We start from the raw sequence: 26,188 nt of genomic DNA, 5'->3' as shown, positions 1-26,188 counted from the left end.
GAGATTACCATAAGCTGTTACCCGAAAATCTACGAGCAATCCAATTTACCGAAATTAATAAAATGAAATTAACAACAGAATTGAACAGTCCTATGGCCGTACCAAAGCTATAATTGGCATTTACAAGCCCTACTTGATATACATATGTTGCGATTACCTGAGAGCCTGGCAGATTTATCGGATTTTGCAGCAATAATATCTTCTCAAAACCAATAGCGGTTAACTCTCCAATCTGCAAAATCAAGAGTATTGTGATAACAAGCGCAATCCCGGGAATATCAATATGAATAATCTTCTTCAATCTTGAAGCCCCATCCATCCTAGCAGCCTCATATAACTCTGGATTTATTCCAGCCAATGCAGCCAAGTAAATAATAGAAGCATATCCAGTATTCTGCCACACCTCGGACAAGGCATAAACAAATTTAAAGCTGGTAGCACTCGCTAAAAAATTAACAGGGTCCATGCCGAATAATTCAAAAAATCTGGAGAACATCCCGTTGGTTGGATTTAGGAACAAGATTATCATCCCAGCCATAACAATAACGGAAATAAAATGCGGAGCTAATGTAATGGTTTGACTTAATTTCTTAAAGGCACCATCACGAATTTCATTCACAATTATTGCTAATATTATCGGTGTCGGGAATGTAAAGATAAGCGTAGCAATACTTATTGCTAATGTATTACCAACAATATCCCAAAAGATAGGAGAGTTAAAAAAGCTGATAAAATATTGCATTCCAACCCAATCACTACCCCACAAGCCATCCCTGACATTGTAATCTCTAAAGGCCATTTGCATTCCCACAATAGGGAGGTATTTAAAAATGATAATATACAGAACTGGAAGTGCGACTATTAAATAAAATTGCCAGTGTTTTTTCATCAGTCTCCAATTTTTATGAGACCGGGTTGAGTAATTTCTAGATTTACCTGCAATCGCTTTCAATATTGAGACCTCCTCTGAGCAATTACTATCTTAGAATTAAATATAAGCCCTTTTTGTTGAAAGTTCTTCTGTTTTATTGACATCTGTTTTGTAGTATATTGACAACATTTTATTAATCACCCTATTTTGTCATTCCCAAGGCTTAATTAATATTTTAGCATTTTGCTGTGATGCTGAAGTTTCGAATGCCTCCTGAATTTGACTCATTGGAAATACATGTGTAATTAATTTATCGATGACAGTAGAATGTTGAATCACCTGCATTAACTTGGGAAAATCATTCAAATTATAATGCCAAGATCCAATAAGACGGAGCCCTTTGCGAATTAAGTCTCTACTAATGACGATTGGTGTCTCTGTGTGGCTTTCCCCGACAAAAGTTACCCATCCCTTACGGCGCACCACATCAATACAAAGTCGATGGGCAGCTGGGGCTCCTGAACATTCTACCGCCCCATCAGGACCTTCGCCATTACACAAGCTGCGTATCAACGTATGGATCTCTGAATCCGTAGGATCGAGCACTACATCAGCGCCTAATTCTTTGGCCAATTGAATTCGATACGGGTTTGTATCCACTGCAATGACACGAGCACCCAGATATTTGGCATTGGCTACGGCCCCCAAACCAACGGGTCCAAGACCTGTAATCAATATAGTGTCAAAAACACTGGCTCCAAGCGCTTGAAATGCCCCGAAGGATGGACCTAATGCACAGCAAGCCAGGGAAGCCTTCTCAAAAGAAACATCATCCGGAATACGTCGTGCAAGCAAAGCAGGTTTAGCTACAAATTGAGCAATTGAAGCATCACTCATTGGGTTTTTCTCACAATGAATGTAATCTCCTGACTCACAGAAACGGCATAAGCCGCAGGATGACAATGGCATTAATACGACACGATCTCCAGCCTGATACATCGGAGATAGTGATTCAACGATAATGCCTGCAGCTTCATGACCTAGATAATCATTTAGTTGACCAGATATGAATCCTTTATATTCCGCGCACATAGGTGCCACTCGAACTTGAACAAGTACTCCTCCAACGGGTATCTCTGGAATAGGCGCTTCTACTAATGCTGCTTTTCGTTCTCCTACTATTGCCGCTTTTTTCATTGCCTTTCCTACCCTTCGCTAAATTGTATTATATTGATGCTACCTTTAAACGATTAGTCCATTTTAATGACAGATTTAATAAAACCTGCAGGTTTAGATTTAATTGCATCGTAAGCTTTATCTATTTCATCTAGGTTATATACGTGTGTGATAAGGTCTTTCATATTAAGCTTTTTGTTGGCAATTAATTTTAGTCCCGCTTCCATTTGTTTAATATGAACAGCGTCCCGGCGCTCATGTGCGTTGATAACGGTAATTGCTTTCCAATTCCAAAGTTCCATATTAACATTGCGCAACCCGCCATTACCTTGATGGAAACCGACTACAGAAAGCACGCCATGAACTCCAGTCATTTCGCCAGCCAGCTGTAATCCACCTTGTGAGCCTGTCGCATCAACGGAAACATCCATACCTTTAATACCTTGATCCATATGGCGCCATTCTGTTACTTTATATTCCGGCTTTACATTTTGAGGCGTATAAACCTCATCCGCACCAAAACGCTTTGCATGCTCAAGGCTTTCTTCTCGCATATCGACGGCTATGATTCGTCCTGCACCCTTCAAAGCCATGAGCTGAAGAAATCCTAACCCCATAAAACCTGCGCCGATGACAGCGACATCGTCACCCGGCGATACGGGTGTACGATCTGCACCGCTCATTAAACAGGACAGCGGTTCCCCTAATGCTTCGAGATCATCTAGTACTTCTGGAACTTTAACAATCAATCGATAATTTACTTTAGCATAATGGGCAAACGCGTTCTGAATTAACCCGGTAACCCGATCTCCGACCTCAAAGCCTTGTACCTGGCTTCCAACTTTTTCTATGATTCCTACCGGCTCATGACCTAAGATTGGGCGCCTTCCGTATCCGCCTTCCAACCAAGAATGCAATTCAGATGCGCAAACACCGCAAACCTTTATCCGAATTAATACTTCTTCAGCACTAATTGATGGGATGGCAATCTCTACAATCTCACTTTTCTCTGGTCCTGTGATTATACTGGCTTTCATACTCATAAGAATCATCCTCTTATTCATAGATTTACTTACTAAATATAATCATTCATAATTTTTCAACAAGGCATCACAAATCATTTTGAATAAAACCAGGTCCTCTTTAAAGTCTTCTGGTGTTGTTTTTGGTGCAATGCCTTTGGTTGCTACATCATAAAAAGTCTCTAGCTCTACAACATATGCGTCCTTGTAGTTTGCCCGAACAACAGACTCCTCAAAGGCTTCGCCAACCGTTTCTGTAATATGCAGGGTAATAGGGAGACTCTTAATGTAAGGTGTCCCGTATTGAATCTTCATTTGTTTCGATTTACCGAACAGTTCGATATGAGCATCGAATCTTAGCTGGTCATCTACACCTGTCTCGAATGTAGCGTTAAAACCGTCGAATTCAAACGTAGCTGTTATATAATAGCCATTATTCCAATGTGATGCAGAGATGACTCGTTTAGGCATACCTATCAATTCGCGCATTGCGGAAAGATCATGGCTGTTCAAACCGCATAGTAATCGATAGGAGTTCTTTACTTGCTGAGGCGCATTGCCAAGCACTTCGTCCACCATCATCTTAGCCCGTCTTGAACGGTCTTCGATCGCTTCTTTTGGCAAATCATCAAAACGATATACTTCACTGGATTGGTCGATAATTAATCTATTGGGGCCGATGATAGCTCGAATTCTAGCATATTGAAGATCTCCAAGGCTTTTAAGGTCTTCGACTGCTTTAGTAAAAGTAGGAGCATATCGTCTCATGTACCCTACCATCACTTGAACTCCAGATTCATCTCTAGCACGAATTAGAGCATCTGCGTCTGACTCGGTCAAGGTCATTGGTTTTTCAATTAAAATATGTTTTTTATTCTTAGCAGCAGCGATAGCGCATTCTGCATGATATTCGTCGCTATTCAGCACAAATACAGCATCCAAGTCATCCTGCTGAGCAAGCTCCACAGCATCTGTGTACAGATTGCTTACATTATAATGCTGACCCATCGTTTTAAGCAACGAAGGTGAAATGTCACATAATGCTGCAATCTCATAACGATCGCTTAAAGATTTCAAGATAGGCAAGTGAATAATTTGTGCTACTTCCCCTAATCCAATAACCCCTACTTTTAATTTTTTCATATTTATCTCTCCTCGTATAGTTAATGTCGCATTAAGCGCTTCCAAATAAAAAAGGAATTCTAGGAATCAAAAACCTTACAACATAGCGTCATACTTGTCAAATCTAGCTACCTATTCTCGCTAAATGCTACTCAAAAAAAGCATTTAATTTAGTCAACCTCCAATGATATTCAAATTAGTTTAACTAACATTATTAATATGGTCTTAATATAAAGTTTTTCCCAATTAAAATCTTCTGTTTAATCGATATTATTTTTGTGCTATATTGATATAACTTAAACTCTATCATAAGGAGCTCCTTACATGATCAGACTAATGGAGAAGGATTTAATTGATCCAGAAACGGAAGCGCATTTTTTCTATCATAAATCTTTAAAAAGCATTACCGGAGAGCATGACCATGATTTTTTTGAGTTGTTCTTGATTACAGAAGGAAATGTATATCATATAATTAATGGAACTAGAGAATTGATAACCGAAGGATCATTGGTTTTTATTCGCCCTGACGATGTCCACTACTATGAAAAGCATGGAATTAAAGATTGCCAGCTGCTAAATTTAGCATTTCCTAAAGTCACTTTGGAAGCTTTATACCAATATCTTGGGAAAGGATTTTATATAGAAAAACTACTAAATTCGAAAACTCCACCTTATACTATTCTCTCAAGAATAGAAATTAATCAAATGATTTCAAGATTTCAAATGCTTGCAACCATTCCTAATGAATTAAAACAAGAAAAGAAAACCGAATTAAGAGCCTTGTTGGCGGAAATTTTTATAAATTATTATTCCGAGCGCCATCAGGATATTCAATCTTCTATCCCAGAATGGCTCGAAAATTTAAATCAAGATATGAAAAAAACAGAGAATTTTATAGCAGGCCTTCCCAGACTTCATGAGCTTAGCTCCAAAAGTCCTGAGTACCTTTGCCGGATGATTAAAAAATATTATGAAAAAACACCCACTCAGTGGGTCAATGATTTCAGACTGAATTACGCTGTTAACTTAATGACTTATACAGACGATGATATTCTAGTCGTTTGCCTTGATTCAGGCTTCGAGAATCTTAGCCACTTTTATCACTTGTTTAAAAAGAAATTTCATGTCTCTCCCTCAAAATACCGTAAACTAAACAGAAAAGTTGCCATACCCGAATAAACAATTGGTATCTCAACACTAAAATAAAGCAGCCTTCAAAACCCCTTATTAAGCGGTTTCGAAGGCTGTTTTAAATCATAATCTATTCCGCTTAGCGTTCTTCATGGAAGAAAAACGTTTCATCTTGTTTTCCTACTCCTGAACTCTCTCGAACAATAAGCTCTGTAGGAACGACGATTTTACGCGGTGTCCGGTTTCCTACTTCTTGATCCATGCATTGAAGCAGCAGACCGATAAGTTCTTTACCAATATCAGATATGGGCTGCCTCACAGTTGTAAGCGTAGGCTTAAAAAGGCTGGCAGACTGAATGTCATCGTAACCCACCACTGCCACGTCTTCAGGCACTCGAATATTCGCCTCTTCTAGTGCTTTAATCGCTCCGAAAGCCAGCATGTCATTTCCGCAGAACAGGGCATCGAACTTTTCTCCGGATGCAAGAAGCTGCTGAAGTGCCCTATAGCCCTCTTTGGGAGTCTGACCGTTCACGGTTAAAATTAGTGCCTCGTTCAAATTCAGCCTGTGCATCATCATGGCTTTGCGGTAACCGAATTCTCGTTCAATTGAAACGACAGGTCCCCCAATATAGGCTATATTGCGATGCCCTAATTGAATTAAATGTTCGACTGCATTAAATGAACCGAGCAGATGATCCCCCGTGACGCAGCTGATTCCAACTACGCTCGGGTCCAGTGTAACGATTGGAACACCGGAACGCTTAAGCATGTCCATCTGTTGCTGATCACCAGAAAGATGCTGGGAAGGGGCACAATAGATAATGCCGTCAACCCGACGCTCGATATACATTTTCAGATAGGCATTTTCCTTGTCCGTCTCGTTATCCGTTGAGCTTATCAAGGTTGTATAGCCGTTTAACCATAATTGATTCTGAATGACTTCCGACATCAATGCCCAATATTCATTGGATAGCTGCGGAACGATTAGGCCAATTGTTTGTGTTTTCTTGTTGATCATGGCTCGTGCCACATGGTCCGGATAGAAATTTAGCGTCTCGACTGCCAGCTGCACCTTCTTCGTCGTACTCTTGCTGACTCGATCCATGCCATTGATGACTCTGGAAACGGTTGAGATCGAGACGCCCGCTTTTTTGGCCACATCTTTTATGGTAGTTTTTATGATCATCACATCTTCTCTGGGAAATAGGATTCATTCCTACTCGCATAATCTGCCGAATAATAATTCCAAAAAACGCGGTGCATCCACATCGATGCAGACATCCACGCTTCCTGCAGGGTCTGATCTCGCAATTGTCTGCCCCGTACCGTTACGATGGTCGTATCCGACCTCCACCGACATTCGTAAGGTTGTCACTAAAGATCGATCTAGCACAACAGCTACAGCCAACGGATCGTGCATGGCCGTTGTATTCTCTCCAATGCGCACTAACCAACGTTCGATTACGTCAGCCAAGGCAATATTCGAAGGCTTGACGCTGGCGATTAGTCTTTTACAGTGCTCACGTGTGATCATTACCTTACTGGTGACATCCAATCCCACCATTACAATCGGTCCCCCGGATGAAAAGACAACCGATGCCGCTTCTGGGTCGCATTGGATGTTGTACTCAATCGGTTGAAGATCCGCTCCATTGCTTCCAAGGCGAATTACCCCGCCCATGAGGACGATCTCTTTTACATGGCTGATTAGCCGTGGCTCCATAATAATTGCAGCTGCTATGTTGGTTAATGGACCAATGCCAATTAACGTTATTTCACCGGGATTTTCCATTATCGTCCGGATGATGAACTCGACAGCATGGCCTGCACTTGCCGGCGTAGGGCCGCCATCCAGCATGTCGCCGTCCCCTCCATCGTCCTCTGTATCCGCTTCGGTAATCCAGCCTATTTCGCGATTGCGCAGTAAGGATTGGGACAGTTCGTAATAAATGGGGATCGGACGAATGCCAGCAAGCTTAAGCAGCTTGGCGACGCGGCGGGCATGATACCGGACATCAGAGTATACCGTTGTTATTCCTTCAATGTATAGCTCCGGTGACACAGCTGCAAGCGTAATCGCTGTCGCATCATCGGGATCCCCACCGATATCTGTGTCGATAATGATCCGACTAGGATCTACCTTTCTCATGCACCTGCCTCCTCGCTGTCTGTCTCTTTGCCAGCAGTATTTCCTGTTATGCATTCAACCAACACGTACAAAGGCATCGATTCTATTGTGACTGTCAAGTAACCATCAGAATAGCTCCATAACGGTTCGAGCTTCTCATCTGTAATCGTGTGAAGTTTTACGCCAATTACAGTCACTTCTGTCCGAAAACGGAATGTGACATTGTCAAGCGGGATAACACGATCTTGTTCGCGGTCGAACTGATAGTTAACTAGGTGTACCGTATTGCCACCATTCAGCAGACGATGTGGATTGATTCCGATGTCCGGTCGGCCATCGATTTCTATCTGATACTTGGCATCAGGCAGCACATTACGGATCGAGCTGACGAAACCAAATAGTTTTTCCTCTAGATTGCATTGAGCTGTACCGGGGTGTGCGATAATTTGCGCCGCTAATTCCGGGTCTCCCATCTCATCGGCCAACCGACCGTAAACAACAACTCTCCCCCCCTTGTTCAAGTACTCAAGTATGGTGCCGAGTTGTTTGACTGTCATTTTATTATTGTCGGGCAAAACCAAACATTTATATTTCTGCAGGCTGGAAAGCGTAAATTCGTCTTGAAACAGATCGCCGTCGTCAGAGATGATAACATCAAAAGGAACGTGCTGCTTGCTCATTTCCTTAATAATGTCCCAAAACGGCATAACGACGTCTTTGTTGATTGTAGAGGAAAGCATGGTCGCTTGGTTCGGGTCATGCTCGACTGCATCGTTCTCGCGAGAATAATAGCTTGGATAGCTGTAATTGACGACAATCTCAGCGCCTGAGCGATCAGAAAGGAGATGATCCTGCTTTTTTAAAAATTGCTGCACAGCTTGAGTCGGTTCTTTTGGCGCATAGAATGCATCGCGAATGGTATTGCCCATCCATCCACCATAGGGGACGGAAAGATTGCAGCCAAATGTAGTCGCTTCAAGCAGCATAAGCTGGAATTGCTCAGCCATTCTGCCTGCACGCAGATTTTCAAGCAGCTCAGGCACGATTCCTCCGTATGGATTCTCGACCACAGTCATCGGCTTGCCGTTAGCGAAACCATTGGCATAACGGTACCAGTAAGCTTGGCGATACAGCGTGTTGCGCATTTCTGTAGCGATGATATCGACCTCAGCCTGAAGCGGCATGTATTGATGCATCACATGAAAAAAGTTTCCTGAGACAAGAACTTCTCTGCCCTGGGAACGTCCATATTCGCGGATATGATCGGTCAGCTCTTTGAAATAACCCGTCATAATTTTCATTTGAAATTGAAAGTACTCCGTAAAGAAAGGTGTCTCCGATTTCTTACCAGGAAAAGGGGCATTGAGGGAATTCAAGTAATTGCCGTAATGGAAAGCTGATAAATTCATCTGCTGGAGCTCTGAAGGCAGGTCACCTTTAACTTGACGGTCGATTAAATATACGTTGAATTGCTTCATGCAATCTTTGCAAAAACATCCGCCATACCCAATCGCGGTAATCGGCAGCTCGCATTCATCGAGATGGACTCCATGTACGCCTGCGTCGATTTGGATTTCAATGATCTTCTTCAGGTAGGCACGCCATACTTGGTTGTTCCGGCACATCTGATAACATTGCTGCTCATGTCCAACGATTTCGACCCACTGTGCGTGAACAGCTGTTCCATCCAGTTTACGAGCGGCGCAATCTTCCCATATATCGGTGACTTGCTCGCCATCACTGTTCACAAGCCCTTCCGGAAAATAATCGCGGAAGCTTTTTTTGAACAGCTTTGGATACTTATCTTGACTGAACTCCCGCAATCCGTAAGTCACTTTCTTGCCTTCGCCGCGCATGATGTTGAGGCTGAGCAGCTCAGTCTCATCTTCGCTAATTTCAGCCGGAAACGACCAGCCCTGCACTTCAAAAACGACGCCAAAAACTTTTATTCCGTGCTTGCCGCATTCTCGGATGAACTCTTTATCATTCATGTAGCCATACATACGCAGTCGTGGGGAAACATCACCGTAAGCCTCTTCTTCGAGATAAGGAAGTGATACAACACCGCCTCCCAGCGCTGACCAAACAAGCAAAGTCGCTTCATAATCCACTAAATCCTCAACCATTTGCGTTCTACGCATCGGCAGACTAGGGTGATAACAATGCTCATCGCGATACCATCCGTCAAAATATATGCCCCGTTCCATATCATTCAGCCTTCTTTCGTTGAGAGTTTTTGGAATCGTTTAAGTGAAAAGAGCTTGAGATCAAATCTCGGTTGTTCGCCCGTCGCCAGCTGGGACAGTATTTCTCCGATGACACTAGCAAACTTAAAGCCGTGACCTGAAAACCCAGCGCCAATGACAACATGCGGATAATCCGGATGACGATCTATGATAAAATGCTCGTCTGGCGTCATGGTATAAGTGCAGGAGGAGCCTTTCAGCAGCACTTTGGCTGCTTGCGGCATGTATTGCTGCATATATTGTTTAAGATCAAATTCATCATCTGGGTAAGCGCCAAATTCCGGCAGAGCTTTCTCTGCTGGCGCCGGGCGATGCTCACCATCGTGGCGTCCAACCTTAACTCCGGAACCGTCGATAGAAGGAAAGCCATAATAAACGCCTTCCGGCAAATCGAACAAGAAAGCTGGAAAGCTCGTGGAATCGTATTCGTCTGTCTCTGTTCCGAACCAACCAACGGCCTTACGGATTGGATCAAGCGGTGGGGTGAGACCGATTTGGCTTAACAATCCGCCTGCGAACTTCCCTGCGGTGACGATGACCGCTTTCGCTCGATAAGTCGCTTCCGACGTTATTACCGTTACGCCTTCTCTATCAGGTCGGATGTCCGTGACTGGCGTCATAACCTTCAGCTCAGCTCCTTTAAGGATTGCTGATTCGCGGAACGCTTTAATACATTCCTCACAGAGCATGATTCCGCTGTCTGCTTCGTAACAGCCGATCATCTTTTCTGGGAATGTGACCCCCGGCCATCGACGGCTCATCTCCGCTGCATCCAGAATCTCAACCGGCAATTTGTGCTCTTCAGCGCTATCCATCATCTCCGTAAGCATTTGTGAACCTGGCTCTCCTGTTTGAAGAAACCCTGTCTGGAGGAACAGCTTCCGGTTGGTTTCATCCTCGAGCTCGCCCCATAGAGCCTGCGCCCGAAGCGCCATTGGCGTATATTCACGACCCTCGCCATAGGCATGACGAATGATTCGTGTTTCACCATGATGTGTCCCGTTGCGGTGAGGTGGATTGTCCGCATCGATTAATAGCGTCCGACATCCCTTTCCTGCCAAATAGTACCCAGCTGACATCCCCATTGCACCAGCGCCAACCACGATAACATCATATTCCTGCATCTATTTCGACCGCCTTTCTGTTCTAGCAATGATTAAAGGCTGCTTTTCCTTGGAAGATCTATAAGCATATAACGCGACTTCCATCGCCCGAAGACCATCCCAACCTGTTATAGGCGAAGGCAAGTCATGGACAACGCAATCGATAAAACTGTCGATTAAACCCTGATCCGCATCCGCGCACCAAAATTCATGCGTCGTTTTCATAGTATCGTCACTATGAAGTGTGATCGCCTGCTTATAGAGGTCAATCCGGCTGCTGCCTTTCGTTCCGATGATTTCGATCGTCAGATCGCCCCAAGTTGGAAAAGATTTCGACTTCGACCAGGATGGGTCCAACGATGCGATAACTCCGTTATCGAATTCGAACGTCAGCAACCCGGAGTCATCCGCGTCGATATCGTGGAATAACGTATCCGCTTCTGCATATACTTCCTTGACTTCCGAGCCTGGCATCAACCAGCGCATGACGTCAAGCACGTGTACAGTATGATCCATGATCGCTCCGCCACCAGACAGCTCTTGTTCGATAAACCAGCCGCCCGGCATCGTACCGCGGTTCGTTCCATTAATAGCAATAATTTCCCCAAACTCGCCGTTTGTTACTTGCTCCTTCATGCGAATGGCTACATCGTGGTAGCGGCACGGGAAGGCGATCATCAGCTTCACATTGTTCGCTTCAGCCGCGTGGATCATCGCAAGACCTTCTTCGATCGTAGTAGCAATCGGCTTTTCACATAAAATATGTTTACCTGCTTTAGCTGCAGCAACCGAAATTTCTGCATGCTTGGAATTCTCCGAGCAAATGATAACCGCATCGAGATCAAGTGCCAGCAGGTCGTTATAATTCGCATGCCATTGCGTACCGAATTCTTCAGCCAATCGCTTGCCTCTGATGACATCTTCGTCGGCAATTCCGATCAATTCCGCAAGTGGATTGTGGATAATGCAATGAGCATAAGACCATGCATGCATATGGGCAAAGCTGATAATTCCGATTTTCATGTTCCTTCCCCCTTACAACGTAATGGCTTTCCCGGTTTCAAGCGAATGTTGTACAGCCAAGATGACATCCAGTGTCCGAAGCACGTCATATCCGCTAATCATTGGTTCTTGGCCATTTACAATACAATCTATGAAATGCTGGAGCTCCAGCTGATACGGACTAACACCCAGTGGACTTTCATTGCGATATTCGATTCCATTTTCCGTTTTGAACGTATTCATGATCGGCATTGAGGCTTCATCATTTTCCATCGTCATTAGTCCACCACGGCCAGCCACTTCCAAAAAAGATCTAAAGCCAGTCGCTAACCCTCTGCCTCCGCTAATATGAGCGATGACTCCGTTCTTCATTCGCAGCGAGACAAACAAGTGGTCTGTGTTTAAACCTTCTTTGCCCAGTCTTCCTTTTGCGTAAACCCGTTCCACATAGCCAAACGTCCAGATCAGCCAATCTATGTCATGCCGTATAGAATCTAGGATTTCATCTCCAAAATTAACATAGGCGCGATACCAATCCTCACTAACATCCTGCAAACTAATTTCCCGTTGCATTCGGACAGTACCAACCTTGCCTAGCTTCATTTGATCAACCAACAATTTAGCCTTTAAATAATCCGGGAAGAAGCGCTGTACATGACTAACCATAAACTTCACGCCTGCCTTGCTGCACGCCTCAATCATCTCTAGTGCGTCCTGCTTCGAACCAACGATCAGCTTTTCACAAAATACGTGTTTCCCCTTCGCAGCTGCCTGCAAAACATGTTCCTTCTGTTGATGAGTTGGCAAGCAAATATCGATGACGTCCGAATCTTCCGCTGCCAGCATTTCTTCAAGCGTCGGGTAACAAGCAACTCCCCATACATTCGCCAATTTGTCAGCAGCTCCCTGAAGCGAATCAACGATCCCAATCAGCTTAGCTCCTTGAATACGCGAGTAAGCCCGCGCATGTAACGTTCCCATTATTCCGGCTCCTACCATTGCAACCTTTAGCATGTTATATCACCTCTACGCGTTGATGGACAAACCCTTAATGTAAGTGTCATGAATGTGAAGCTCGTCATCTAATAGGATAAAATCGGCGTCCTTCCCTACAGCTAGCGAGCCTTTGCGTTGCTCGACACCGCTTTTTCGGGCCGGCACTATTGTAAAGGACGGTAGAATGGTTTCCAATGGAAGCCCTGTGAAGGTGATGACATTTCGCAAGGCCTGAATCATTGTCAACGAGCTCCCGGCGAGTGTATCCGTACCTGTCAGGTGAATAATGCCATCCATAACTGTAGATTCTTCGTAGATTCCGTCAGGCAAACCCGCGTATGCCACTGCGTCTGTAACGACGCATACATTCTGCGGAGTTTTGACGGCAAACAACAGCCTAACACCCGCAGGGTGCACATGGATTCCGTCGGCTATTAGCTCGACAACAAACTCCGGAATGATCAGTCCTGCCCCTGCCACGCCTGGTTCCCGATGATGAAACGGGCGCATGCCGTTAAAATGATGGGTTGAATGCAAGCAGCCAAGCTCGACTGCTTTCGCTACCTCATCATAGGTGGCATCAGAGTGGCCAATTGAAACCTGAATGCCGCGATTGAGTAGATAGGCAGCCAGCTCGAACCCGCTTTTTATTTCAGGTGCCAATGTGACTAGCTTAATTATATTTCCCGAGACATCAAGATAAGCTTGCATTTCGGCCAAGTCAGGCACCCGTAAGTGCTCTGTCATAAAGGCGCCTTTTCGTTTAGGGCTCAGGTAAGGGCCTTCCAAATGTACGCCTAAAAGTTCCGCTCCTGTGAGCCCAGCTGAATAAGCTTCATATATATTGTTTAAAGCAGTGAACACTTGCTCTTTTGTTCCAGCTCCTGTCGTGGCCAAGAAGGAGGTCGTGCCATGTTCAGCATGGAAACGGCTCATTCCGTCTAAATTGGCATACGTCGGCTTCATCACATCAAACCCATTTCCGCCATGAACGTGAACATCGATCATCCCAGGAATGACCTTGTGACCAGCCAAATCCACTATGTATTCAGGCGATTGCGGTAAAGAGACTTCCCTTGCTGAACCAATGGCTTCAATTTTACCATCCGCATTAACCTGCATGCGGCCATTTTCCACAATCCCTGTTTCCGTATAAAACGTTCCGTTTATATAGACTGACGATGCCCTTGTCATTTACTACTTCCTCCTAATCGTAAAAGCTAACAGCGCTAGCTTTTATAGCTTAACTGCCGAATTCGTTTCTGAGGAGATTCGGATCGCTTCAAGCAGCTTGACGATCTCAGTCCCTTGCGCAGCATCGCAAACTGGCTGCTTTCGCTGTAGAACGCAATCAATGAAATGATTGATCTCTTCCTGATAATAGTCGTTGCTTTGCACCTTCATGTCGTATGAGACCGGAATTCGATCACTTTCCTTGAAAAACGTAAACGGATCCAGACTCGCCCCGCCTTTTGTCCCGTATAAATCTATTTTCATAGCGTCATCTTCACTGCCATTAACAGCCCAGCTTGCTTCAATTGTCAGAACTGCACCGTTCTTGAATGTAATATAAGCTGTTCCCAAGTCTTCCACGTCATAGACAGGATTTTCTTTATTGTCTATGGACATTGCCGCATAAAAGCCAACGCCTTCCGTTTGATAAGGAGCCACCTTGCGAAATAGCTTGCCCATAACTTGATCTGGCTCCGGCTGTCCCATCATCCACCAAGCGGCATCAAGTGCATGCACCCCGATATCCATCATAGGGCCACCGCCGGACTGAGCCATATTCGTAAACCAACCAAATGGAACGCCGCGGCGCCGCAGAATACGGGCTTTCGCATAATAAATATCGCCGAGCTCACCATTGGCGGCAATTCCATGCAATGCGCGGCAATCGTAACGGAATCTGCTGCTCATACCGACCATTACGATCCGGTCGCTTGCAAGCGCCTTCTCACGAAGGAGTTTGGCTTGATCAGAAGATACCGCCATCGGTTTTTCGACAAGCACATCAAGCCCATACTCCAATGCTGCTATCGCAAGCTCAACATGGCTTTCATTAAACGTAGCAATACTCACCGCATCCAGCTGTGCATTCGCAAACATTTCTTGTGCTGAGCCGTATGCCTCAATGTTCCCTAATTCTCCCGCAACTTTCTGGGCACGCTCCAAATCGATATCCGCTACTGCAACCAACTCCACCTGGGGATGATTCTGATATTTCGGAATATGAAACATATGAGCGATCATGCCAATCCCAACGATTCCCACTCTAACTTTACGCATTCATAGTCACCTCTAACATAGATTTTTTTTCTGAATTTTGTTGTATCATCACTGCGTTTTATCTACATTTAATTGTTGTAAAAACGTTTTGACAAAACTAACTAAAAACTCAAATTTCAAGGAACTTTCCAGTAATTGTTCCTCTAAAAGACAACTCCTATTTCCCCATTTTCCACAACGACTGGATAACTCTTTACTCTCACGTTAGGATCATGAAGAGCCAACCCTGTCTTGATCTCGAATTCCCAACCGTGCCAAGGACAACGGACGATTTCTCCCAGACGCCCGAACTCATATTCATATACCTCGGATGGCAGAGCGGTTCCGACCACCAAGCCTTTGCATATTGGAGCTCCTGCATGCGGGCAATAGTTGTGCAAAGCGTAATACTCTCCGTTTATCGAATACACTCCTACTGATCTACCTTGGACTTCAATAATAATAGGTTTGCCCTCTTCTATTTGATCAACATGAGCTACAAAGTGAGTTGTCATTCAAAAGCCTCCAATGGCTCTTTCTTTAATTTGTATAGGTTCATCGCGTTTTCTGCCATAATCTTCGAACGGATTCTTTTAGAAAATGAGGCCATCACGACCTTTGGATTGTCAAAATCCCAATGGGGATAGTCGCTAGAGTACATGATATTGTCTTCCATGCCACTCATCTCGATGATCTGCTCTAGATATTGCTTGTTCCCGGGCTCTTCAATTGGTTGAGTAGTGAAATAAAAATGTTCCTTGATATACTCAGATGGTAATCTCTTCAACCAAGGGGCAGACGCTCGCATCGCCTTATAATTCTTGTCCATTCGCCACATCAAGTGAGGCAGCCAACTGATTCCGCCCTCTATGCCTACAAACTTCAATTTCGGAAATTTTTCAAATACGCCTTCGCAGACCAGACTGTTCACGTGCGTCATGTAGTTAGTAGGTAAAATGTTATGCCATTCCATATATCGTGTCGGATATCCGGAAGGTGTCGGCGCGCCTGAGATCCCTCTTCCTTCAGTTCCTGGATGGATAGCCACCGGCAGTCCGTTTCGTTCAGCAGCTTCGTAGATCGGATGATAATAACGTTGGCCGAACGGCAGCCGCGCAGCACTGCACATGATCACTTGAACGAAACCTGGATGGCCGGCCATGCGGTTAATTTCTTTAGCGGTAGCTTCAGGATCCGAATGATTGATCACAATTGACCCTCTAAACCGCGGATCCGTCTTTAACCAAACATCCGCGAGTAAATCGTTATGTGCGGAAACTACCACATTGGCGTAATCGGGATCCGGGTGAATCGACATCTCAATTGCTCGTCCCCAGTTCAGAATCCCATAATCAAATCCGTATAAATCCATGTGCTCCTTGATGATCATAGAAGGATCGCTTCCAGGCGTGCCCCCATCTTCGGGGACTGCGTCTCTCCTCAGCACACCTACCGGTGAATAGAATGGCATACCTATTGACGTTCCGGCTTGCAGCCATTGCCTGTGCCACACTTCAGCCAAATAGGGCAATATTTGTTCTTGATTCCTGACTTCATTGTGAATATCCGTATCTATCAAACCCAGTACTTCAGACACAATTAATGACCTCCTCGCAGTAATTTCTTTTATTAAGAACATCGGTCAACAACTCTCTATTTATAAAGCTTCATTTTAAAGATGAGTTATTTCCCTGCTTGTACTATATCATAAACTCTTGTTATCATGAATAAATTTGATAACGTTTACAAAAGACAATAAAAAAAGCGCATCATACCGAAGATAATAATTTATATTACTATAAAAAAAAAATGACAACCTGCTTTTGATTTATTTTTTTCTAAAAAAAAGCAACCTCAGTCCGATGATAATGAACTAAGGCTGCTTGACTCTGCTCTCTTAAATAGGCAGCTTATTTTTTCGCTAAAATACAATCGTCCACATAAAAGGTAGTTGTATCGTTATTCTGTCTGACTAAGAATACAGCATCATCCAATGTGCCAGTCCAAGCTACATTCACTGTTCCGGTCATTAACGTCCAGCCTGTGTCATTAATTGTGCCGGTAATTGTGGACTCATGCCATGCGCCGCCATAATAAAGTGCAATGGTAATACGCGTATCATTCTTAGTACCCGAAGCGGAACGCACCCAAGCTGATATATTGTAGGTTCCCTGCCCGCTGGTAGACAAGTAGCTTGTCATATGCTGGCCAATCCAGGAATCGACTTGTGTCCGGCTTCCCGCTTGAGCAACATAGCTGCCATTCATTGGTGCAGGAGTGCTTACTTGACTAGCAGTTAATGAGGCTGTCGTCCAGCTTGTTGTCCCACTCTCAAAGCTTGGGTTTTGTAAAACGTTTGTCGTTTTCATCATGGAAATTTTATCTACATAATAGTTGGTTATATCATTATTCTGGCGAATAAGAAATACAGCATCTGTATTAGCCAATGTTCCCGTCCAATTCGCGTCGATGACTCCAGATATTTCGGTCCAACCCGTATTGTTAATTGTGCCTGTCATACTAAATTCATGCCATGCACCGCCATAATATATTGCGATGGTTACACGTGTATCATTCTTGGAACCGGAAGCCGATCTTACCCATGCCGATATATTATAGGTACCCTGCCCTTGAGAGTTCAAGGCACTCCCAATATATTGGCCTACCCATGAATCAACCTGAGTACGGCTGGATGCTTGGAGAATATTGCTGCCGTCAACTGGTAAAGGGGTATTAACCGTACCTATGGATAATTGTGAAGTAACCCATCCACTAGTACCACTTTCAAAGCTGGCATTACCAAGAATTTCAGTTCCACCAGTTCCCGTCGATGCAGTTGTGGGATAGTTGCCGAACAATTGAATTTCGCCAATTCGGGCAAGGTTGTCCATGCTTTGATTCGGATTAGTAATGTATAACCGCCAAGCTTGCGCCGTTATTGCTGTGAATGTTCTGTCCGTTGAATTTGCTGTATTGCTTGCTACTGTATCCGCGTCCTGCCAGCTCGAACCATTATAATACTGCAGCTTGTAATCCCTTGTATTGTAACAAGTGCAATCACCGACAGCACCGGAATGCGAAACGGTCCAGCGGTTTACAGCATATGGAGCTGTCAAATCCAATTGCAGCCAATGCGTACCCGTCGCGTTTCCAGAAATCCACCGAGAATTGATGCCTACAGTACCGTCAACAGCTCGGCCTGCTTCATTGCCTGGTGAACCGTAATCGTCACTTGGCGTTACGGGTACATGATAGGCAAGGTCGCCATTGCCATTGATATAGACATGCTCGAATTTGACAACACCCGGAGTGGTTATGGGATCGATTCGAACCTGCTTAATGGTCCCTGTCCATAAAGTGTTAGCGCTCATATTGAGCACGTAGTTTTTCAAAAGCAAGTCACCAGCAGATACCTGAAATTTAAGCGACTTGGATTCTGAATAATTTGGATCTGCTGTTGTTGTAAAATAAATTTGAGCATTGGTGTCAGCGGACATATTCTGCATGCCAATTGAAACGAATGGATTGCTTGATGCGCTAAGCCCAAGATTGTTAGGTGAGGCAATGGAAGGATCATTGTTCGTGCCGACCATGTCATAAATATTGTTCAACACATTGTTGCCGCCGCTCCAACCGTTTGCATTGCCGTCGCTTTCCCAGCTAAAATCACCCGGATTCACTATCCGTACTTTATTAATGCTTATATACGTATTGGATCCTTGAGTGACTGTGAGTTTAACATCATAGTCTCCTGCTGCCGTCCCAGACGGAACAGTCAGTGTATGAATACCCGACAAGTTTGTCCATGAACCGCCTGATAGACTGGTAAAAGATCCGCTGCCGCCCCCTGATACACTCCAACCAGATGGAACAGTAATTGCATAAGTACCGCTAAGTGAAGTGCTTGCTGTGTAATTACGGATCCGAACGGGTAGATCTTCCGTCCCTCCACTAGTCGTTAAGTAGTTAACAGCAGGCATAATAACACCATTAAGCGGCTGCGCTAGTACCACAAAGGTAGAAAACTGAATCGAGCTGGAGCCGCCATATGTAGCAGTTACCGTCAAATTATTTTTATTCCATAAGCTGCCACTCCCTACCGTCACAGTAAAGGAAATATTCTGTGAAGCGCCAACTGCCAATCCCGAATAGGATGTTCCACTCGAGCTAGTTACCGTCCACCCGCTTGGTACTGCAATGGATGCATTGCCCGTAATCGCTGAACTCGTTTTATTCGTAATTTTTCCGCTGACAACGACTGTATCACCTTGTACCCTAGTCGGATGATCCGGGGCAAATTCCAAACGGACGCCTGGATCTAGATCTGTTAATCCATGACTAGATATATAAGATTTGTAAGCTGAGTTGCTTAGACCAAATACGTCTTGGATGGCATTAAGAAATCCATACCCGTATAAGGTATCCGGCTGCAGCATGCCGCCTTCTCCGGTTTCATTCCATGAATAGAATGAAGCATATCCATTGGAGGATGTTTTCGTGTCTAATAAATATTTGGCAGAAGCAAGTACTCCTGATCTGAAGTTATCTGGTTTAACAGGCTCCGTAATCCCATAATCAATCGCATATTGGGTTCCGTTTGCCCAGCCCGGATATCCCGTGCCGCGCCATGGATTCGGGTTAAATTGTGAAGCCCCATTTCCTAACAGCGGCGCGGAATAGCCTGTGCCGTTATCATTACTGTTAAGCGGCATAAAACCATCGATCCCATCAGCCGTATCCGATGAATTAGGTGAATTATCAGAGGTAATGAATGGTGTTTGCATGCCTGCTGCAGTAATTGCATTCCTCAGTTGAGTGATCGCCGTGCTTAACCCGCTGCTGCCGCCCATTCTGCTCTTGAATGTATTGATCGAAAAGAAATGGAAGTAAGGTTTACCGCTGGCTGTCTTGTCATACTGACCATCTCTCATGAAATTGACGATAGAGGGCACGATTTTTGAGTTCCAATCACTGGCCGGGTAATCTCCGCTATCGACATACATAAGATCGAATTTAAGTAAGTTTTTATGAGGTGAATTGGTAAAATTGGTTAGTGCCTGTTGGCCAGGATTTGCTTGTCCGCCTCCCCAAATATTCCAAAACCAATAAAAAGTAAAATGATTCAAGCCTCGGCTAGCTGCTTCAAGTATATGCTGATCCATAACTGCTTGCTGACGGTCGTCATACCAGCCATCAATCGGCTCGCGGTCTGGAATCGGACCAAAAGCGAATGGACCTGGCGCAGTCAGCATATCTTTTATCCCGCCGTAAGGGTCATTACTTCTATAAAAACGTTTCTGAGTAAGAGTTGTCATTGTAACGTTTAATTCAGGATTCCAATCCGTGAAATAAATAGCTCCTATATCATAAGTAGCATTAGCCTGAGATAGATGAACCGCCAAAGGAGCACATAATCCAATTAGAACAAGAAAAAGTATACGTTTGAAATTAGTAAATAATTGAGTTTTCATAATTCTCTCCCTCCAGTTGAATGAATTAATTCATAATTACTTTTACGTCATCCACGAATGCTGTATTATCGCTTGTTGTTGTACCCACGAATTTAATCGTATGTGTGCCTGCGCTTACGGTAAAATTGCTTGAGTTGTATGCAGAGAAAGTTGCTGTAGCTGGCGTATAACTTCCAACATTTGTAGAGTCCACATATACATCAAAGGACTGCTGACCTCCAAAGTTAGTTCTTTTAGCAGCCTGGAAGGCTATTCGATATGACCCTGCACTGCTAAAATTAACCGTTTGCGTAATTTGGCCACCATATTGAATTAACGCACATTGCACCCCTTCTGGAGCCGTAGCACCAAAGGCGCTTCCACTATGCTGCACGCCTGTCAAGCTGTCAAAAGTCCATCCATTCGTCATGGGTCCGTAGATATAAGTGCTTGTGCTTGGCAATTCAAAACCAGCATTTACTAGTGCAGGTGCAACTGCTGTTGCATATGCTTCTATCTCAGACAAGCCAACGTTACTCCCAGCACCTGTCGTGACAGTAAACTTCATCCAGGTTACATTTTTGCTTGGAAATGAGACGACTAGTGCTGTCCCATTGTTCGGAAGTGCGCCAACACTTACTAAAGTGCTATCACTAAAGGTCAATGTCCCTGCCGAAATGGTATCCGTCGAATTGGGCCGATCATACAGCTTAACGGAATTCAAGGTTTGCGAAGTGCTCCAATTTAACTGAATCCATGGTGTGGTTTGTCCATTTGAAGCCCATTCACCCACATCGGCTTGGCCAATTACGCCATCAACAGCCTTCGTACCCGCATAGGATGAACTATATTGGGTGGAAACGGATACCGTTGCGCTTGGTGCAAGATTACTGCTGCCGCTGTTTGCTGAAGTATACGCAATTGAAGGAGCCCAACTTGTGGTGTCGTTCGAATTGGTACTGTTGCTGCCTACTTCGAACCGAATGAGATCCCCAGCTGCAACTATGAGGTTATCCAAGTTTGAATCTACACCGCTCTGATCATTGTATGTGATCGTCTGATCTGCACTTGCTGGCCATATGCGGGAGCCATTCTTTGTGATTCGAGCTAATACACCGTCACCGCCGCCGATATCCGTTTTTAGCAAATGGCCGCGGATGCTAATTGTACCTGCACTCGGTGCCGTCCAAACGCGTGCAACATCACAGGCTGCGCAAGTGCCAGGATGCAGCTCGGATACGGATACCTTCTGATTGGATGGATTAACCGTATCCTGATACCAATTTCGTTCAGCAGCATTATAGTAAGGTAAATTGCTCCAGCTGCCACCGCTCGGTTTATATTGATAGGTCCAAGCGCCACTGCCTTGTGTGCTTGAAAAGCCATTCATCGCATTATATAGGCCGCTGTTGGCATTTATGTTGTTAGTTGCTGTAATTTGGCTAATGTTATCACCCGATAAAAAAGGTAATGAGCCTTCATTATAGAAATTGTTCGTTAGGCTGCCTGATGTGACTGCAGTCGAACCATGCTGGAAGATCGAGCCTGCGCCAACCTGCGGTGTTCCAGCTTTATTGTGCAATCCATTACCTTCGAATGTGTTGCCGTTTTCAACCTCATTGGTGCTGTGGTCGGCTACCCCCATGCCTGAGTTAATATTTAAGTATTCAACACCTGGCCCAGCATTGCGGCCAATATAGTTGCCGATAAACTGAATGTTATTCGTTAGATACTCATGATCGACTGCCGTTTGATCGTATGAATTCGTATCGGCAGTATCTGTAATAATATTGTTAATAAGCTTGATGTTAGATGCGCGTCCTAGGAAAATAGCCGCTGTACCCGCAGAGGTATGACAGCCCGCCACATTTTTCAACACTGAATTCATCACGATTGAGTTGCTAACGCCCGATAACCTCAGTGAGTCGCTGCACCCTAATCCTGCATTCTGATAAGCAACTCCTGCATGTCCATCATCATCATGAAAATATAGATTGCTCATCGTGAAATTTTGGAATAAATTGTTGCCGTCTCCGCCGTCCGATGAGTTATATCCGTTATAAGAATCCACGGAAAGGCTGTCCACGTTATGTGTGCCTTCCAGGTTTGTAATCGAAACATTACGAACCGCATATTCAACACTTGTAAATGAAAAACCAGAGGTTGTGAAAAGAATACCCGAGGACATAAAAATCCGGTCGCTTGTAGCAGTTGGATCATCCGTGGATGACGAATGATTGCCATTGGATGGATAAGCAATGGTCTGAGCCGCCCAAACACCCCGCATGTCATGCACATAGATATCATTAAAGCTAAGGCTATCATGAGATTTGGTATTGAAATACACATAAATCCCTACACTGGCATTGGCTACTTCAAGTGAGCTGATTTTCCAATAAGAAGGATTGACAATTTTGATGCCTTTGTCAAAGGTTGCCCCGTTGCGAATAATTTTGGGACGGTTGCCTGAACCATAAGCACCAATTTCAGCATAACTTACTGACGTGCCAGAGCCTGCTATAACCATTTCCTGATTCCATGTAGCCCCTCGAGCCAACAGAATTTTATCACCAGCACCGAAGGTCATTGCATTAACTCGATTAAATGTACACCAAGGGGCACTAGTTGAGGTGCCTGCACCTGTGTCGTTGCAATTTGAGCCTGATTGATTGTTCACATAATAGGTGGTAGCGTTTGCAAAAGCTCGTTGATCTGGCGAAAAGGTCCCAAAAAGCAACACAAAGCAAGGTATGATTGTTAACCAAACCTTATAAGACCGAGATATCTGTTTCAATAGATCCACCTCTTTATTTTATTAACATGGCCCCTTCTCCAATTCTAACCAAAAACTCTCTCTCTATTGGTCCTGATGCGCGTAATGAAACACCTCCTCAATTTGAACAGAATCGTTGCCATTCTCCCAGCATAACAATATATCTGACATAAAAGCCGCCCATCTGTGACTAGCCGGGTGACTGGACAACACTTTTGAAACATAGGCAAAATCCTCTGCTTCCATATAAGCAAACAGCAAGCCTTCGTAATAATAAATGCTGTATGAGGTGATCCCTGCTTCGCCGAAGGCTGCAAGCAAATCGGGATAGACATGACGATGTCTATCCACGTAAGTCTCATAATCAGCAGGAGATATCCGCAGTACAAATGAAGAGCGAGCCATATGTATTCCTCCTAAAATGATAAACCATTATTTACTAAGACGTATTCCGATTGATCCAGCATTGATATCATGGCACCAAGCTAATGCAGCTTGAGGATTGGTAAACTCAGAGCCCCAGCCAATGTGATAATCGAATTCATAAAAACCGCCGACAGTCGCTTTAAAGTTGGTTTCCCAATAATTGTTAAGCACCCAAGAATACATGTTAAGCGAGTTAAAATCAAGGTGTTTATCTCCTGCAAGCTGCCGCTTTTTATACGCTAAAGTTCCTAGCTGCATTAACGGGGTATCTGGTGTAGCTATAGCAATTCCATAAGTATCAGAAGTGCAGGCAACGCCTTCTTGAATACAGGAATAATCTGTATTGGTACCGGGCAATTGATCTTTCCAGGCGCGGACAAGTGCTCCTGTTTTCTCCAGCCATAGCTCCTTATTCTCGTCTTGACCCGTTTGAAACGGCAAGCCAATATAAACATTTTCCGGCTGCCATACACTATCTTTGTGCATGCGAACCTGAACGTCTGCTCTGGACAAACCTGTAAATAAAGTTAAAAGCATGGAATAATAGCTAATGCCCGGCACTTCATAATCGAATTCATAGGTTGCTAACAAAGGTCCATTCATGACTTCCCGTACACCGGACAGAATACCAACTGAACGTTTGACATGCGAGCCTTTGCGGTTTCTGCCCATGTTTACACGTGACTCAACCATTTTTTCTTTAATAGGCACGGGCGTAACTTCATATACCGGCGTAAAAGCACCAGCCAGAACACCAGCTTTGATCAAGTTAACTCCCGTATCTGTTGGTATCCATTCTGTAATTCCCTTACCTGTTTCCCAAGATATCCTCACATTAGGTGTTTCAATCGAAGTTCCATCGAATTGAATTCTCAGGTTATTGTCTTGTGCACTTTGTTCGAAAACAGTAGCAATATCCTCTACGCCATCCGTGCCGCGAAGTCTTCGGGAGGAAATCGTTTTATCGGAAGCTGTTTCAATAAACCGGATATACAGCTTCTTTTCTTCCTTAGCCTGAAGCTTTGCGACGACACAGATCAATGTGCCGCGGGCAACTGTTTGAACCTGATGCGCCAGCACTTCTCCGCACTTAGCCTCCACGACCTCAAACGCACCTGCAAATTTGGTCTGCTCCCAATAATCGATGTGAAGCTTATATAAATCCTCAGTGGGATGGTCTTGCGGGTTAATAATTGCATATAGAAAAGGAATGTTGACTGCAAGCTGTGCTTCACCTCTTGCTGCAAGCACCTCGTCTAATGTCTCATATATTATTTGATGCGCGCGGGTTGCGCTCAGCTCTTTTCTTGAGCCTAATGTCTGGACAAGCGCATTCCATGGCTCCTTAACCGAAGATGAGTAACCCCACGTATGTTCAGCATATAGGGTTAGCTGATATTCCGCCTCTGCCATCTGCTCAGCATTGGTATAGGCTTCCATCGGATCAAGCCGGCGTACTTGTGCTAGCTGCCGCTGTGCTTCGCGAAAAATCTTGGTTGCCGCAGCAGTTGAGCCAACACCGTCTGACCACCAATCAGGCCAATCTCCCTGGTAGACGGGAATTTCTTGCGGCTGCACTTGAACAATGTCGAAGAATTGACCCAACGTCATCATCTCAAGCTCGACCTGAGCTCCGAATCTCTCATTCCATTCGCGAATAAAGCTAACTATATCACCATTAGGCGGAGCGTTGTCCGTAATCAAGCCGGATACCATCATGGGCACAAAATCATAAGGATGTTTGTCCGCTTCCAGCTGTGCAAGGTACCTAAAAATCCGTGTTTCAGCAACTTCAAAATGATTATCCATGCTAGCCGAAATATGATATTCATCTTGCAGCATATAAGAGTCCAGTGCACCTGGAACAAGTCCGAGATTGTTGCCAATATGATAGAGGTCACCGTTCCAGACTAGCAGCTTTTGGCCATTAGGCGTTTCCCACCAGAATGGAATTTGTTTCTGACCTAGGGGAAACATGCCATGCTGCGGATGCAAACAGGAGAATAAATGCTCGACACCAGCATCAACAAGCGCTTGCGCATATCCCCAGCTCATCCCGTTGATATCAGCAATCATCGCAGAGCGAATCTTCACTCCCAATTTTTCTGCGTATGCAAAGGACTTGGCTATATTCTTGCTTAACACTGGAATGTCTATCAGATCGGTCATATTCAAGTAATTAGCTGTCAGCTCGATGTCGCCTCTACGAACAGCTGCTTCGAACTTTTCGATCAACAATGAGTCTGACTTAGCTAAAAACCTCTCTACCGGCCAGAAATTCTCACATACCCAGCGAAATCCTTGCCATTCGGGTTTAATTCCATGAAACGCATTCTCGCAAATCTCAACTGCTTGACGTATAAAATCGACATGGTACCGTTCAATTTTTTCTTGGCGTTCCGTGTAACCGATATCTGTATGTGAATGATGAATAACGGCAATTTTCCATTTCTGTTGTAAATCTCGCATCG

Annotated in this window: 19 protein-coding genes; 1 reads left to right on the top strand and 18 read right to left on the bottom strand. The window is 44.5% G+C overall.

The annotated features are described in order from the left end of the window. Positions 1-4 precede the first annotated feature (4 nt). The 4 genes from EHS13_RS10185 to EHS13_RS10170 all read right to left on the bottom strand — a co-directional run bounded on the left by EHS13_RS10185 (position 5) and on the right by EHS13_RS10170 (position 4,212). The gene (locus EHS13_RS10185; RefSeq protein ID WP_227013878.1) at positions 5-952 is read right to left on the bottom strand and encodes an ABC transporter permease; all 948 of its coding nucleotides are present in this window, start codon (positions 950-952) and stop codon (positions 5-7) included. Positions 953-1,081: 129 nt separating this feature from the next. Further along, entirely contained in the window at positions 1,082-2,068 is a 987-nt protein-coding gene (locus EHS13_RS10180; protein ID WP_155700235.1) for a zinc-dependent alcohol dehydrogenase, read from the bottom strand. Between the two features lie 53 nt (positions 2,069-2,121). Continuing rightward, on the bottom strand, positions 2,122-3,090 hold the full coding sequence (locus tag EHS13_RS10175) for a zinc-binding dehydrogenase (RefSeq protein ID WP_162463053.1): 969 nt from the start codon (positions 3,088-3,090) through the stop codon (positions 2,122-2,124). 42 nt (positions 3,091-3,132) lie between these two features. Then, positions 3,133-4,212 (bottom strand): Gfo/Idh/MocA family protein, encoded by a 1,080-nt coding sequence (locus EHS13_RS10170; RefSeq protein ID WP_155700233.1) that lies wholly within the window; start codon positions 4,210-4,212, stop codon positions 3,133-3,135. Between the two features lie 315 nt (positions 4,213-4,527). Here EHS13_RS10170 and EHS13_RS10165 point away from each other — a divergent pair, with 315 nt between their 5' ends. Continuing rightward, complete coding sequence (locus EHS13_RS10165; RefSeq protein ID WP_162463052.1) at positions 4,528-5,370, top strand: helix-turn-helix domain-containing protein; 843 nt, start codon at positions 4,528-4,530, stop codon at positions 5,368-5,370. A gap of 91 nt (positions 5,371-5,461) precedes the next feature. On the opposite strand, the gene EHS13_RS10160 is transcribed toward EHS13_RS10165, so the two are convergent. From EHS13_RS10160 to EHS13_RS10095, 14 genes are all read right to left on the bottom strand, one after another. After that, positions 5,462-6,511, bottom strand: a complete 1,050-nt coding sequence (locus EHS13_RS10160) for a LacI family DNA-binding transcriptional regulator (protein ID WP_155700231.1) — start codon at positions 6,509-6,511, stop codon at positions 5,462-5,464. 30 nt (positions 6,512-6,541) lie between these two features. Beyond that, positions 6,542-7,474, bottom strand: coding sequence for a nucleoside hydrolase (locus tag EHS13_RS10155; protein WP_162463051.1), 933 nt, complete (start codon positions 7,472-7,474; stop codon positions 6,542-6,544). Then, on the bottom strand, positions 7,471-9,660 hold the full coding sequence (locus EHS13_RS10150) for a hypothetical protein (protein ID WP_155700229.1): 2,190 nt from the start codon (positions 9,658-9,660) through the stop codon (positions 7,471-7,473). Before EHS13_RS10150 ends, EHS13_RS10155 begins: the two co-directional genes overlap by 4 nt. Positions 9,661-9,665: 5 nt before the next feature. Further along, the gene (solA, locus tag EHS13_RS10145; RefSeq protein WP_155700228.1) at positions 9,666-10,823 is read right to left on the bottom strand and encodes an N-methyl-L-tryptophan oxidase; all 1,158 of its coding nucleotides are present in this window, start codon (positions 10,821-10,823) and stop codon (positions 9,666-9,668) included. Next, positions 10,824-11,825, bottom strand: coding sequence for a Gfo/Idh/MocA family protein (locus tag EHS13_RS10140; protein ID WP_155700227.1), 1,002 nt, complete (start codon positions 11,823-11,825; stop codon positions 10,824-10,826). Between the two features lie 12 nt (positions 11,826-11,837). Further along, positions 11,838-12,803 (bottom strand): Gfo/Idh/MocA family protein, encoded by a 966-nt coding sequence (locus tag EHS13_RS10135; RefSeq protein WP_227014010.1) that lies wholly within the window; start codon positions 12,801-12,803, stop codon positions 11,838-11,840. A 27-nt stretch (positions 12,804-12,830) separates the two neighbouring features. Next, positions 12,831-13,994 (bottom strand): N-acetylglucosamine-6-phosphate deacetylase, encoded by a 1,164-nt coding sequence (gene nagA, locus EHS13_RS10130; protein ID WP_155700225.1) that lies wholly within the window; start codon positions 13,992-13,994, stop codon positions 12,831-12,833. Between the two features lie 42 nt (positions 13,995-14,036). Further along, complete coding sequence (locus EHS13_RS10125) at positions 14,037-15,089, bottom strand: Gfo/Idh/MocA family protein (RefSeq protein WP_155700224.1); 1,053 nt, start codon at positions 15,087-15,089, stop codon at positions 14,037-14,039. 143 nt (positions 15,090-15,232) lie between these two features. Continuing rightward, entirely contained in the window at positions 15,233-15,583 is a 351-nt protein-coding gene (locus tag EHS13_RS10120; protein ID WP_155700223.1) for a Rieske (2Fe-2S) protein, read from the bottom strand. After that, entirely contained in the window at positions 15,580-16,515 is a 936-nt protein-coding gene (locus EHS13_RS10115) for an amidohydrolase family protein (protein ID WP_405083555.1), read from the bottom strand. Before EHS13_RS10115 ends, EHS13_RS10120 begins: the two co-directional genes overlap by 4 nt. 463 nt (positions 16,516-16,978) lie before the next feature. Further along, positions 16,979-20,539, bottom strand: coding sequence for a carbohydrate binding domain-containing protein (locus EHS13_RS10110; protein ID WP_155700221.1), 3,561 nt, complete (start codon positions 20,537-20,539; stop codon positions 16,979-16,981). Between the two features lie 25 nt (positions 20,540-20,564). Continuing rightward, positions 20,565-23,312: a DUF7402 domain-containing protein gene (locus EHS13_RS10105; protein WP_155700220.1), complete on the bottom strand. Its 2,748-nt coding sequence runs from the start codon at positions 23,310-23,312 to the stop codon at positions 20,565-20,567. Positions 23,313-23,375: 63 nt separating this feature from the next. Beyond that, positions 23,376-23,696 (bottom strand): L-rhamnose mutarotase, encoded by a 321-nt coding sequence (locus tag EHS13_RS10100; RefSeq protein WP_155700219.1) that lies wholly within the window; start codon positions 23,694-23,696, stop codon positions 23,376-23,378. Positions 23,697-23,723: 27 nt separating this feature from the next. Then, positions 23,724-26,186, bottom strand: a complete 2,463-nt coding sequence (locus tag EHS13_RS10095) for a glycoside hydrolase family 38 N-terminal domain-containing protein (RefSeq protein WP_162463049.1) — start codon at positions 26,184-26,186, stop codon at positions 23,724-23,726. Positions 26,187-26,188: the final 2 nt, after the last annotated feature.

Source organism: Paenibacillus psychroresistens (assembly GCF_009728935.1).
GTDB lineage: Bacteria > Bacillota > Bacilli > Paenibacillales > NBRC-103111 > Paenibacillus_AC > Paenibacillus_AC psychroresistens.
The sequence above is the reverse complement of the archived record's forward strand: the minus strand, read 5'-3'. Positions and strand labels throughout refer to the sequence as shown.